13 protein-coding genes are annotated in these 12,221 nt (G+C 36.4%); 4 read left to right on the top strand and 9 right to left on the bottom strand.

Annotated features, from left to right (window positions below; translation table 11 throughout):
* Nucleotides 1–6 precede the first annotated feature (6 nt).
* Together BM383_RS06700 and BM383_RS06695 are read right to left on the bottom strand one after the other, a co-directional pair.
* Nucleotides 7–801, bottom strand: a complete 795-nt coding sequence (locus tag BM383_RS06700; RefSeq protein WP_093024325.1) for an SDR family NAD(P)-dependent oxidoreductase — start codon at nt 799–801, stop codon at nt 7–9.
* Between the two features lie 5 nt (nt 802–806).
* Nucleotides 807–1,199, bottom strand: coding sequence for a MauE/DoxX family redox-associated membrane protein (locus BM383_RS06695; protein WP_143106355.1), 393 nt, complete (start codon nt 1,197–1,199; stop codon nt 807–809).
* Nucleotides 1,200–1,280: 81 nt separating this feature from the next.
* Between BM383_RS06695 and BM383_RS06690 the strand changes: the two genes are divergently transcribed.
* Nucleotides 1,281–2,123: an AraC family transcriptional regulator gene (locus BM383_RS06690; RefSeq protein WP_093024322.1), complete on the top strand. Its 843-nt coding sequence runs from the start codon at nt 1,281–1,283 to the stop codon at nt 2,121–2,123.
* Here the strand turns inward: BM383_RS06690 and hisS are convergent.
* The 3 genes from hisS to BM383_RS06675 form a co-directional block, all read right to left on the bottom strand.
* The gene (gene hisS, locus BM383_RS06685) at nt 2,120–3,487 is read right to left on the bottom strand and encodes a histidine--tRNA ligase (protein WP_093024320.1); all 1,368 of its coding nucleotides are present in this window, start codon (nt 3,485–3,487) and stop codon (nt 2,120–2,122) included. The two genes, BM383_RS06690 and hisS, sit on opposite strands and share 4 nt — an antisense overlap.
* A 74-nt stretch (nt 3,488–3,561) precedes the next feature.
* Nucleotides 3,562–4,005, bottom strand: coding sequence for a hypothetical protein (locus BM383_RS06680; RefSeq protein ID WP_093024318.1), 444 nt, complete (start codon nt 4,003–4,005; stop codon nt 3,562–3,564).
* A 12-nt stretch (nt 4,006–4,017) separates the two neighbouring features.
* Nucleotides 4,018–4,779, bottom strand: a complete 762-nt coding sequence (locus BM383_RS06675) for a DUF3108 domain-containing protein (RefSeq protein WP_093024316.1) — start codon at nt 4,777–4,779, stop codon at nt 4,018–4,020.
* Nucleotides 4,780–4,872: 93 nt separating this feature from the next.
* Between BM383_RS06675 and BM383_RS06670 the strand changes: the two genes are divergently transcribed.
* Nucleotides 4,873–5,427: a hypothetical protein gene (locus BM383_RS06670; protein WP_245766543.1), complete on the top strand. Its 555-nt coding sequence runs from the start codon at nt 4,873–4,875 to the stop codon at nt 5,425–5,427.
* Between the two features lie 11 nt (nt 5,428–5,438).
* Entirely contained in the window at nt 5,439–6,164 is a 726-nt protein-coding gene (rluF, locus tag BM383_RS06665; RefSeq protein ID WP_093024314.1) for a 23S rRNA pseudouridine(2604) synthase RluF, read from the top strand.
* Between the two features lie 56 nt (nt 6,165–6,220).
* Here the strand turns inward: rluF and leuB are convergent, their stop codons facing one another.
* The 4 genes from leuB to BM383_RS06645 are packed head-to-tail and all read right to left on the bottom strand — an operon-like array spanning nt 6,221 to nt 10,496.
* On the bottom strand, nt 6,221–7,342 hold the full coding sequence (gene leuB / locus BM383_RS06660) for a 3-isopropylmalate dehydrogenase (protein ID WP_093024312.1): 1,122 nt from the start codon (nt 7,340–7,342) through the stop codon (nt 6,221–6,223).
* Nucleotides 7,343–7,348: 6 nt separating this feature from the next.
* On the bottom strand, nt 7,349–7,930 hold the full coding sequence (gene leuD, locus BM383_RS06655; RefSeq protein WP_093024310.1) for a 3-isopropylmalate dehydratase small subunit: 582 nt from the start codon (nt 7,928–7,930) through the stop codon (nt 7,349–7,351).
* A 4-nt stretch (nt 7,931–7,934) separates the two neighbouring features.
* Complete coding sequence (gene leuC / locus BM383_RS06650; protein WP_093024308.1) at nt 7,935–9,317, bottom strand: 3-isopropylmalate dehydratase large subunit; 1,383 nt, start codon at nt 9,315–9,317, stop codon at nt 7,935–7,937.
* 6 nt (nt 9,318–9,323) lie between these two features.
* A complete protein-coding gene (locus tag BM383_RS06645; RefSeq protein ID WP_093024306.1) occupies nt 9,324–10,496 on the bottom strand; it encodes a 2-isopropylmalate synthase in 1,173 nt (390 codons plus the stop codon).
* A gap of 160 nt (nt 10,497–10,656) precedes the next feature.
* On the opposite strand from BM383_RS06645, the gene BM383_RS06640 reads away from it, so the two are divergent.
* Nucleotides 10,657–12,201: a hypothetical protein gene (locus BM383_RS06640; protein ID WP_093024304.1), complete on the top strand. Its 1,545-nt coding sequence runs from the start codon at nt 10,657–10,659 to the stop codon at nt 12,199–12,201.
* Nucleotides 12,202–12,221 lie beyond the last annotated feature (20 nt).

The following is a 12,221-nucleotide window of genomic DNA, read 5'->3' as shown; positions in this document are numbered from 1 at the left end:
TTTGGGTTAAACAATATAGTTGGCAACTCCACCGTCTACTCGTAAAGCGTCTCCATTGGTAGCCGAGGATAGTGGACTAGCAATGTAGGTGACCATGTTGGCAACTTCTTCGGTTGCGGCAAATCTTTGTAAAAGAGAAGTAGGTCTTCTGTTTTCAAAGAATTCTTTTTGAAGCGCTGCTACAGTGGTATTTTTTTCTTTGGTTTGTTTTTCAAAATCTTGTTCTAAAGATCTACTCATGGTAGGTCCTGGTAAAACCGAGTTCACAGTTACATTGGTTCCTTTACAAAGTCTTGCCAAACCTCTGGAAATGGCCAGTTGTGCTGTTTTACTGAAACCATAATGAACCATTTCGGTTGGGATGTTTAGAGCAGATTCGCTAGAGATAAAAATGATTCTCCCTTCGTTTTTCTTGATCATTCTAGGGAAATAGTGGCGAGATAATCGAACACCGCTCATAACGTTTACTTCAAACATTTCGAACCATTCTTCATCAGAGATATTTTCGAAATCTACTTCATTGAAGATTCCAACATTATTGATGAGGATATCAACATCTGGAATTTCTGTGATGAGGTTTTCTACATCTTCTTTTTTAGAAAAGTCAGCCACAATTCCGGTAATTTCTTCATTTCCGGTTTCTTTCTTTAAATCTTTAATTCGATCTGCAACATCGTCTGCTTTTCTTCCGTTGATAATAACGTGAGCGCCCTCTTTTGCCAAACCTTTAGCAATGGCGTATCCTATTCCTGCAGTAGATCCAGTGACCAATGCAGTTTTTTCTTCTAATTGTAAGTTCATAGCTTTTATTTTTTCTTCGTGAATAGTAACGTGTTGTAATCTGCAAACAAGTAAAGGGCTGCTAAGTATGCTCCGTACATCATTTCTATAAAGATGGCATTCCAATTTTCCTGAAAAGACATTCCGAAAATGAGAGTACAAATTAGCAGTACTCCAACGGCGGCAGAAGCTTTCATTTTAAAACCAATAATTAGAGTTATTCCCAAGAGAAGTTCTAAAAAAGGAAGTAAATATGCGAAGGGTTGTACTATGGCCAATGGAAATGCAGTTTCTGAAAAACCTTTCATCATTCCTTCTCTAAATTGTTGTAATTTAGGAATTCGGATAAATCCATGTCCTAGAAAACTAAAGCCAATAGGGAGCCTGGCTAGCGTGTATGCAGTTACTTTTTCTTTCATAGCTTCAATTTTAATCAAAGAAACAAAGAGATACCGTTAACTACCTTGTAAAAATCTGTGAATTTATTGTAAATTGCCATTATGGAACGATACAAGCAGTTTGATAGATTGGTGATAAACGACTTTGTTGCCGAGGTTTGGCAACATCCATTGCATAATCATAATCACTATGAATTTATATTTATAGTGGAAGGTAAAGGCATGCACCATATCAATAAACGATTGCTGCCGTATCGTAAAGGAAGTATGTATTTACTTGGACCGGAAGATGAGCATGAATTTATGATTGATGAGAAAACGCGGTTTGTTTATTTTAAATTTACAAAGCTGTATTTAGATACGTTTAAGAATGAAGATGCCAGTGAATGGAATCAAGATATTGATAGTATAATCAGCTTGAAAGCGAGTAAAACGGGTGATTTATTAAAGAGTGATGATGATATTGAAATGATCACCTTATTGCTAAACATGATTGTAAAAGAACATCAAAAGAATGAAGTGCTAAGTAAAAAGATTGTTTTTCAATTATTCAAATCAATTATGTTGGTAATCAAGAGGAATAAACATAGCTGTGGAACCAAAATGATTACTTCTGAAAATGCAGAAACTACAGAAGATTTACTGGAATATATAGAACTGAATATATACAACCCAAAAATGCTCACGCAAAAGCAAATTGCAGCGCATTTTCACTATTCGCCTAATTATATAGGTACTTTTTTTAAAGAAAAAGTAGGGACTTCTTTAAAGAATTACATTCAGCAATACCGTTATAATTTGTTAGAACAACGTTTAAAACACGGCTACAACAGCACCAAGCAATTGGCACTAGAGTTTGGTTTTACCGATGAAAGTCATTTACACAAATTTGTAAAAGGGTTCACCGGTAAAACGTTCACTGAATTAAAGCAGTTAACTGCTTAAAATATGGATAAGATTTCGTTGAATTTATAAGTGTTTTGTTCTCCGGACTTCATATTTTTCAAAGTGAAAGTTTCGTCTGCTAATTCCTGAGAACCAATGGTAATTACGTTTGGAATACCGCGTTTGTCGGCATATTTAAATTGCTTTGCAGGTTTAGCAGCATCTGGGTACATATCTGCTTTGTAACCAGCTTTTCGCAATTGTTGCATCAATTTGAAAGAAGCTAAAGCTTCGTTTTCTCCGAAGTTGATGAACAATACATCTAAGTTGTTGTTTACGGTTTCCGGGAATAAATTCAGTTCTTCCAGTACCAAGAAGATTCTATCTAAACCAAAAGAAATACCCACACCGCTAATGTCTTTCAAACCAAAAATACCGGTTAAATCATCATAACGACCACCGCCACCAATAGAACCAATTTTTACAGTATCTGGTGCAGCAACTTCAAAAATAGCTCCGGTGTAGTAGTTCAAACCACGAGCTAAAGTAACATCAATATCAAGTTTAGCTTGTTGCAAACCTAAATTTTCAATAGCCGCAATAATAAAAGCAAGTTCTTCTACACCTTTCATTCCGGTTTCAGAAGCTGCTAACAAGTCTTTTAGTTTGTCTAGTTTTTCAGTATTGGTTCCGGTAAAGTTGAAAAGCGGTTGTACTTTTTCAATGGCGCTTTCAGCAATGCCTTTTTCCAGCATTTCTTTTTTCACGCCGTCTTCACCAATTTTATCTAGTTTGTCTAGTGCAACCGTAAAGTCGATTAATTTATCTTGTGCGCCAATCACTTCAGCAATACCTGATAAAATTTTACGGTTGTTCATTTTTACGGTAACGCCTTCAACACCTAAATCATTAAAAACGGCATCATATAGTTGAACAAATTCAACTTCTTGCCATAATGATTTGGAACCAACCACATCGGCATCACATTGAAAAAATTCACGGAAACGTCCTTTTTGTGGACGGTCGGCACGCCAAACCGGTTGAATTTGAAAACGCTTGAAAGGGAAATCAATTTCGTTTTGGTGCATTACCACGTAACGTGCAAATGGCACCGTAAGATCGTAACGCAATGCTTTTTCAGAAATTTGTGCCGCAACTTTGGTAGAATCTTTTGCAGTAAGATCGGCCTCGTTGGCTTTTCTTAAATAATCACCTGAATTTAAGATCTTAAAAATCAAACGATCACCTTCATCACCGTATTTCCCCATCAAAGTATCAGAGTTTTCAAAAGAAGGCGTTTCTATCGGTTGAAATCCAAATACTTGAAAATGCTTTTTGATGGTATCAAAAATGTAATTTCTTTTTGCTAACTCAACTGGTGAAAAATCTCTGGTTCCTTTAGGTATTCCCGGTTTCTTTGCCATGATCTGGTTTTAATTTTTAAGACTGCAAATATAAATAAGATATGGTTTGTAACCGAATAATTACCTACTTCTTCCTATTGAAAGGTTGGTTGCTCAAATTCTACCGCTTCGCTTTCAAATTGTGGGGTTTCTGTATCAGCTTCATCGGTTGAATCTATAGTGGTTTCATTCAATTCTTCAAGTTGATCCAAAACCCCTTCTTCTTCTAAGGTATTTAATTGATCTTGAGCTTCAATCTGTAATTCCTTGCGTTGTTCTACAACGGTTTCATCTACTTGAACTTCATCTTTAAAAAGCACAGGTTTTAGTAAAAAAACGCCAATAAGAATTATGTTGATTCCAATTAATACTTTGGGTAAGTTTTTCTTGAATGCTGTTTTGGACAGGCGAAATAGAACAACAGCAAATACAATGGCAACAATACAAAAGATGATAGAAATGCTTCCTAATGGAAACCAAATGTTGGCAATACAAAATGCCGTAATAGCAACAGTGCTTAAACTAAAAAATGGTCTCATTGGTTGTGGTTGTTAGATTCCGGTTGCTTTAGTTAGTTTTAATTGTCCGTTGCCAACAGGAATACTGAATTTGATTAAAACAGGTATCTTTTTTGCATCGGCGGTAAGCCAAAGTAGGTTTTCGTCTTTGCCTTTTAGTGCATCGGTTTTAGCACTAATAGAAAGTTTGTAACATTCCTTTTTACCAAAAACATCGGTTGAAATGGTTTCTTTCGCCATATATTTTACTATTACAGGAATTTCTTTTCCATCAAAAAGAATGGTGAGCGTTACTTTAGTTCCGGGTTTGGCAGCGCTAATGTTTAAATTTCTCAATTGGTATAAAGTCGCTACAACATCACTCGTTTGCAAACTAATAGCTACGTCTTTTTTTGTTTCCGGTTTTTTGCGGCGTTGCACCGTAGTTTTAGCAACTTTGTTCTTGTAATCAAAAACGTATTTTTCACTTTTCGTATAGCCACCTTCATCTATATTTCTATAGTATAGAACAGGTTTCAAAGTTTTGGTACTTACATAGGATTGGTACTGATCACGTATTTTAAAATACGAATCCCATTTGGTATAGGTAGACGCGGTAAGGTTTAAATGAAATAGATTTTTATCAGGAACCTTTGTAGTTTCCATGGTTACTTCGGCTAACGTAGTCATTAATCCACTCATGTTATACGAGGCGGCGTAAACTAATTTTTCACCACTTTTGATGGTAGTGTTCTGTGCAAAAACTCCCAGGGAGGTAAAAACAGCACAAATGATAGACAATAATTTGTATTGCATAAAAAGACAGTAAATAACGAAATCAAATATAGAATATAAACCGAATTAGTTCACCAAGAAAAATTACATTAATTTCGTGAAAAATTTGAAGGAATGAAAGTGACTATTTTGTCTCCTATGGAGATAGAAAAAGAAAAAACGCTCATGGCTTTGCAAAACATTAAAGAGTTGAAGCACAGTTATGAAGTGATTACGTGTGGAATTGGAAGAGAGGCCATTGCCAAAACTATGATGGCGTTGCCAGAATCTGATGTTACTGTTTTAATGGGATTTGCAGCCGTAGTTGGTCAAGCAGAAGTGTTGCCAGCTGAATTGCAATTGGGAATGCCAGTGGAAGTGACAGCTTCGTTGTTATACGGTTATGAAGGACAATTATTTGAAAACGGAAGCATCAAAGTGTTCAATGCCAAAACCAATTTACCTTGTTTATTATCTTTAACTTCCGATAAATTTGTAAAAACGACTGATATTACCATTGGAACTTTGGTGAATATGGAAGACTACAGTTTTGTGAACTTAAAGCGTCCACAAGATTTTATCATCAGAATTGTTTCTGATTTTTTACCACATCAAAAACCCATCGATTTTTTCAAGGAAATAGAAGTTATCGATTTTACAAAGGCCATTGAAGCCATAGAAAAACTTTAAATTGTACACCTGTGTCAGAACCAAAAAGAATCAATAAATATTTAAGTGAAATAGGCTATTGCTCTCGTCGTGCAGCCGATAAATTGATAGAAGAGGGTAGCGTGACCATTAATGGAAAAGTACCTGAAATGGGAACAAAAGTAACCGATGATGATGTGGTGGCTGTGAATGGAAAACCGGTAAAAGAACCGCAGGAAGATTTTGTCTATTTAGCGTTTCATAAACCCATAGGCATTGTATGTACTACCGATACCAAAAGAGAACGAAATAATATCATTGAATACATCAATTACCCAAAACGTATTTTCCCAATTGGGCGTTTAGATAAGCCTTCGGAAGGATTGATTTTGATGACGAATGATGGTGATATTGTGAATAAGATTTTACGTGCTCGAAATAATCATGAGAAGGAATATATAGTGCGAGTAAATCGAAAAATTACAGACGATTTTATCAAAAGAATGGGGAGTGGAATTCCAATTTTAGGAACCATTACCAGAAAATGTAAAGTAGAAAAAATTAGTGATTTTCAATTTCGAATTGTACTAACTCAAGGGTTAAACCGACAAATTCGCCGTATGTGTGAATACTTGGGATACAGAGTAACGCAGCTGAAACGTATCCGAATTATGAACATTACCTTGGATGTTCCGGTAGGGAAATACAGAGATCTGACTCCAAAAGAAATGAAAGAACTCAATGCTTTAATAGCAGATTCCTCTAAAACATACGATTAAGAAAAAAGCCTTTCCCAACAGAAAGGCTTTTTATTAAAAATGAAAATAAAGGTGTATTAAATAATTGTGGACCTTCCGAAATTGATGTTTTCGTGATTAATGCGCGTAGTTTCTTCATCGATATTGGCAATGGTATTTGCAATATAATCTCCTACACTATTGGTCCCATACTCGCTATTCTTGTTTAGATCACTAGTAACTATTTGTTTTTCAATAGCACGTTCTACAGCTTTATTTACGGTAGCAGCTTCTTCATGCAAACCTAAATGTGCTAGCAACATGGCGGCGCTCAACACAGAAGCAATTGGGTTGGCAATATCTTTACCAGCTCCTTGCGGAAACGAACCGTGAATAGGTTCAAACATGGCAACATCGTTACCTACAGAGGCCGAAGCTAACAATCCGATAGAACCACCAATTACACTTCCTTCATCAGAAATAATATCTCCAAACATATTTTCGGTAAGGATCACATCAAATTGACTAGGATTCAGAATCATTTGCATGGCAGCGTTGTCTACAAATAAAAAGTCTAATGCTACGTCTTCGTAACTTTTTGCAATGGTAGTAACCACACGTCTCCATAAACGCGAAGATTCTAATACATTGGCTTTGTCTACCAAGGTTACTTTCTTTTTGCGAGTTCTTGCTGCTTTGAAAGCCAAATGTGCAATACGCTCAATTTCAGCTTCGCTATATTCACAAAGGTCAGAGGCAACGGTGCCGTCTTCGCTTAGTTTTTTCTCTCCAAAGTAAATACCTCCGGTAAGTTCACGATAGATCACCATATCAGTTCCTTCAATGATGTCTTTCTTTAAAGGCGATTTGTCTAATAAAGTTTCGTATGCTTTTACAGGTCGAATGTTGGTAAACAAACCTAACTCTTTACGCAGTTTTAGCAAGCCTTGTTCAGGTCTTACTTTTGCATCTGGATTGTTATCATATTTAGGATCGCCAATAGCTCCAAAGAGCACGGCGTTACTTCTTTTACAAACGTCTAAAGTGGCTTCCGGTAACGGATCTCCGGTTTGATCAATGGCAATTGCCCCAACCACAGCTTCTTCAAACTCAAATTCGTGACCAAAGGTGTCACCCACGGCTTGCAATGCTTTTACAGCCTGATTTACTACTTCCGGACCAATGCCGTCTCCCGCTAATAATGCAATGGTATACTTCATACGTTGTTAAGAATTTTGTGCTTCAAAGGCTTCAATAGCTTCTTTTTTGCTGATTAAAAAATCAATATCGTCATAGCCGTTCATCAAACACATTTTTTTATAGCCGTCAATATCAAAACCTTCTTTTTCATCTTGATAGCTGATGGTTTGATGTTCCAAATCAATAGTCACTTGTGTTGCCGGATTTTCTTGAATTGCAGCAAGCAATCCTTTTAAAAATTCAGGAGAAACCTGAACCGGTAAGAGTCCGTTGTTCAAGGCATTTCCTTTGAAAATATCGGCGAAGTAGGAAGAAACCACAGCTTTAAAACCATAATCTGTTAAAGACCAGGCGGCGTGTTCTCTACTACTACCACAACCAAAGTTGTCGCCGGCAACCAAAATGCTTCCTGTAAATGTAGTATTATTTAGTACAAAATCCTCTTTTGGATTGTTTTCTTTATCGTAACGCCAATCGCGAAACAAATTATCTCCAAAACCAATTTTATTGGTCGCTTTTAAGAAACGCGCCGGGATAATCTGATCGGTATCTATATTTTCTATAGGTAACGGAATGGCGGTGGTATGTAAGGTTATGAATTTCTCCATTTTTTTAATTCAATTGAGTAGAAACATCGGTTATTTTTCCGTTCACGGCAGTAGCTGCAGCTACTAACGGACTCGCCAAAATGGTACGAGCGCCCGGTCCTTGACGGCCTTCAAAATTTCTGTTGGACGTAGAAACACAGTATTCACCAGCCGGAACTTTGTCTTCGTTCATTCCTAAACAAGCAGAACAACCCGGTTGACGAATTTTGAAACCAGCAGCCTCAAAAACTTCGATTAAGCCTTCTTCTTTAATTTGTTTGGCTACTTGCTGCGATCCCGGAACAATCATCGCATTTACGTTTGTTGCTTTTTGTTTGCCTTTGATATAATCGGCTACAATGCGGAAATCTTCAATTCGTGAATTGGTACAACTCCCAATAAATACATAATTGATGGCTTTTTCCAATAGCGATTCACCTTGCTCAAACCCCATATATTTCAAGGATTTTGCAAAAGAAGCATCGCTGTTCGTAGGAATATTTTCTGTGATTTTGATACCCATTCCCGGATTGGTTCCATACGTAACCATTGGGGCAATGTCTTCGGCATCAAAATGGAATTCTTTGTCAAACTCAGCGCCTTCATCGGTTTTTAATGTTTTCCAGTAGGCCACTTTCTTTTCAAATTCCTCTACTTGAGGAGCAAATTCTTTTCCTTTTACATATTCGAAAGTAGTTTCGTCCGGAGCAATCATTCCACCACGGGCACCCATTTCAATACTCATGTTACAAACCGTCATACGGCCTTCCATGCTCATTTCTTCAAACACATTTCCTGCATATTCGCAGAAATATCCGGTACCGGAATTGGTTCCTAATTTTGAAATGATATACAAAATCACATCTTTTGGCAACACACCTTTGGCTAGTTTACCGTTGACGTTGACACGTAGTTTTTTAGGTTTTTGAAGCAACAAACATTGGCTTGCAAATACCTGTGCCACCTGGCTGGTTCCAATTCCAAACGCAATGGTTCCAAAAGCTCCGTGTGTTGAGGTATGGCTATCACCACAAACCATGGTCATACCTGGTTGGGTAATTCCTAATTCGGGTGACATTACATGTACAATTCCCTGGTATTTATGGCCTAAACCATATAGGGTAACGCCATGTTTTTCACAGTTTTTGGTCAATTGCTCTACCTGATTTTTAGATAACGGATCTTCAATAGGTAAATGCTGATTTTCTGTAGGTACGTTATGGTCTGCGGTAGCAACAATCTGATCTGGACGAAAAAGTGGAATGTTTCTTTCTTCCAATTCAGCAAAGGCTTGCGGACTAGTTACCTCGTGAATTAAATGTTTGTCGATATATAAAATTTGTGGGCCATTGGGTACAGTATCTACCACATGCGCATCCCACACTTTATCAAATAAGGTCTTTTTCATGTTTTTTTAAGCAATCGCTTTGTGTTCTATTTTATGAATTTCCATGATTTGATGAATGTCTTCATCTACCACTTCTTTCTTCTTATCAGCAAAGTTTAAAAATTCTTCGTAAACTTTGTCTAATTCTAATTTTGTTAATTCGTAACCGATACGTTTCGCTCTGTAAGCCAAAGCAGCTCTACCACTTCTGGCGGTTAAAACGATGGCAGATTCGATAACACCAACTTCTTCCGGATCAATGATTTCGTAGGTTTCTCTGTTTTTGATCACTCCATCTTGATGGATTCCTGAACTGTGTGCAAATGCGTTAGAACCTACAATGGCTTTGTTAGGTTGTACTGGCATTCCCATACTTTCTGAAACCAATCTACTGGTACTGTACAATAATTTAGAGTTGATATTGGTATCTAAATTTAAATCTGGGTGTTGACGCATGATCATTACCACTTCTTCTAAGGAAGTATTTCCGGCACGTTCTCCAATTCCATTTATAGTACATTCAATTTGGCGTGCACCGTTGATTACTCCCGAAATGGAATTCGCAGTAGCCAAACCAAGATCGTTATGGCAGTGACAAGACAAAATTGCTTTATCAATATCCGTTACATGATCTCTCAGGTATTTAATCTTAGCTCCATATTGTTCTGGAAGGCAATAGCCTGTGGTATCAGGAATATTCAAAACAGTTGCTCCCGCTTTGATTACTTCAGAACAAATTAATGCTAAAAACTCGTTATCAGTTCTTCCGGCATCTTCTGCATAAAATTCCACATCGTCTACAAAAGTTTTAGCATAGGCTACCGCTTTTACAGCACGTTCTAAGATTTCATCTCTATTCGATTTAAATTTGTGGAGGATATGAGAATCAGAGGTTCCGATTCCGGTATGGATACGAGGTTTTTTGGCGTGTTTGAGTGCTTCTGCTGCTACTTCAATGTCTTTTTTAACAGCTCGGGTTAATCCGCAGACGGTAGCATTTTTCACTATCTTAGCAATCTCGTTGACCGAATGAAAGTCACCAGGACTAGAGATAGGAAAACCTGCTTCTATGACATCTACTCCCAAAGCATCTAAGCGTTCGGCGATTACAAGTTTTTGTGCGGTGTTCAATTTACACCCCGGAACTTGCTCACCATCTCTTAATGTAGTGTCGAAGATTTGGACTTTTTCAATACTCATTTCAATTATTTAACCTTAATTTTACGTTGATTGTTTCATACGAATTTAAAAGTTGTACTTTTAAATCGCTCATTTACCCCGTAAACCGTTACAACACTAAAGTGATAATTTTTAAATATATAAAATTGGTTTACAGTGTTTTAAAAAGTTATTAGATACGATGACAAACGCTTCAAAAGATAGTTTATTCATACTTATAAAGTCATTATCAAAGTCAGAAAAAAGACAATTCAAACTATATGTAAATCGCTTGGGAGTGAATGCGAATGCCAAGTTCCTGGCACTTTTCAATCTTTTAGACAAATTAAAAAAGTATGACGAACCTACTATTTTGAAAAGTGAAATTGTAAAAAAGCAGCAACTTTCTAACTTAAAAGCGCATTTGTACAAGCAGATTTTGGTGAGTTTACGCTTGAATCCTGTGAATCAAGATATACGTATTCAGTTGCGAGAACAATTAGATTTTGCAACTATTTTGTATCAAAAAGGATTGTACAAGCAGAGTTTAAAGATTTTGGATAAAGCCAAGAATATGGCTTTGGAAAACCAGGAGAAGAACTTGGCGTATGAAGTAATTGAGCTAGAGAAAATCATAGAATCACAGTATATTACCCGTAGTATTAGCGGTAGAGCAGATGAGCTGGCAATACAGGCGAAAGAGCTAAGTCAAAAAAATGTAATTGCGAGTAAGCTTTCTAATTTATCCTTACAATTATACGGTTTGATGCTAAAAATGGGCTATGCAAAGAGTGATGAAGAGATTACTGAAATCACTAATTATTTCAATGCACGTTTACCGGAATATCAAATTGAAGCATTAGATTTTCGAGAAAAATTGTGGGTTTATAAATCGCATTTGTGGTATTCATTTCTTATTCAGGATTTTTTATCATGTTATAAATATGCTACGAAGTGGGTAGATATGTTTTATGAAAATCCATCCATGATTTACTTGAATCCGGTTTGGTTTCTTAAAGGAAACAACTATTTGTTAGAATGTCTTCAATTGGTAAAGTATAGCTCTTATTTTAAAACAGCCTTGGAAAGATTAGAGGCTACCATAGCTTTACCAGAGTTCCCAAACAATGAGAATGTACAATCGTTGAGTTTCATTTATATCTACAATAATAAGTTCAACCTTCATTTTATGGAAGGCAACTTTGTAGAAGGAGCTTATTTGATCGAAGAAACTCAGGAGCTATTAAAAAACCATCAAAATGCAATAGATGAACATCATGTAATGATTTTCTACTACAAAATTGCGTGCATGTATTTTGGAATGGAAAATCATAAAATGTGTATCAAATTCTTGAAAAAGATCATTGATAATAAAAACCTTACCATGCGAGAGGATTTAATGTGTTTTGCCAGAGTACTGAGTTTGGTAGCGCATTACGAAGCAGGAATGGATTATCATTTAGATGTACAACTGCGAAGCACGTATAAGTTTTTAATTAAAATGAACGACTTGCATGCAGTACAAAAAGAGATGATTAAGTTTTTGAGAAATCTAGGGAACATCTATCCACATGAGTTGAAAGGAGAGTTTATAAAGTTACGTGATCGATTGAAACAGTATGAAGATCACCGTTATGAGAAACGAGCTTTTCTGTACTTAGATATCATTTCGTGGCTAGAAAGTAATATTCAAAACAGACCCGTGGCAGAGATTATCAAAGAAAAAGCGCAGCGAGATTTTAGATAACTTATAAAGAACCAATATTA

The organism is Pustulibacterium marinum (assembly GCF_900116665.1).
GTDB classification, from domain to species: domain Bacteria; phylum Bacteroidota; class Bacteroidia; order Flavobacteriales; family Flavobacteriaceae; genus Pustulibacterium; species Pustulibacterium marinum.
Note: the sequence above shows the minus strand (reverse complement) of the source record. Positions and strands in the feature narration are given on the sequence as shown.

Excerpts from the sequence above, each read along its gene's own strand:
- BM383_RS06700 (WP_093024325.1), bottom strand. The coding sequence starts at position 801 with ATGAACTTACAATTAGAAGAAAAAACTGCATTGGTCACTGGATCTACT.
- BM383_RS06695 (WP_143106355.1), bottom strand. The coding sequence starts at position 1,199 with ATGAAAGAAAAAGTAACTGCATACACGCTAGCCAGGCTCCCTATTGGC.
- BM383_RS06690 (WP_093024322.1), top strand. The coding sequence starts at position 1,281 with ATGGAACGATACAAGCAGTTTGATAGATTGGTGATAAACGACTTTGTT.
- hisS (WP_093024320.1), bottom strand. The coding sequence starts at position 3,487 with ATGGCAAAGAAACCGGGAATACCTAAAGGAACCAGAGATTTTTCACCA.
- BM383_RS06680 (WP_093024318.1), bottom strand. The coding sequence starts at position 4,005 with ATGAGACCATTTTTTAGTTTAAGCACTGTTGCTATTACGGCATTTTGT.
- BM383_RS06675 (WP_093024316.1), bottom strand. The coding sequence starts at position 4,779 with ATGCAATACAAATTATTGTCTATCATTTGTGCTGTTTTTACCTCCCTG.
- BM383_RS06670 (WP_245766543.1), top strand. The coding sequence starts at position 4,873 with ATGAAAGTGACTATTTTGTCTCCTATGGAGATAGAAAAAGAAAAAACG.
- leuB (WP_093024312.1), bottom strand. The coding sequence starts at position 7,342 with ATGAAGTATACCATTGCATTATTAGCGGGAGACGGCATTGGTCCGGAA.
- leuD (WP_093024310.1), bottom strand. The coding sequence starts at position 7,930 with ATGGAGAAATTCATAACCTTACATACCACCGCCATTCCGTTACCTATA.
- leuC (WP_093024308.1), bottom strand. The coding sequence starts at position 9,317 with ATGAAAAAGACCTTATTTGATAAAGTGTGGGATGCGCATGTGGTAGAT.
- BM383_RS06645 (WP_093024306.1), bottom strand. The coding sequence starts at position 10,496 with ATGAGTATTGAAAAAGTCCAAATCTTCGACACTACATTAAGAGATGGT.
- BM383_RS06640 (WP_093024304.1), top strand. The coding sequence starts at position 10,657 with ATGACAAACGCTTCAAAAGATAGTTTATTCATACTTATAAAGTCATTA.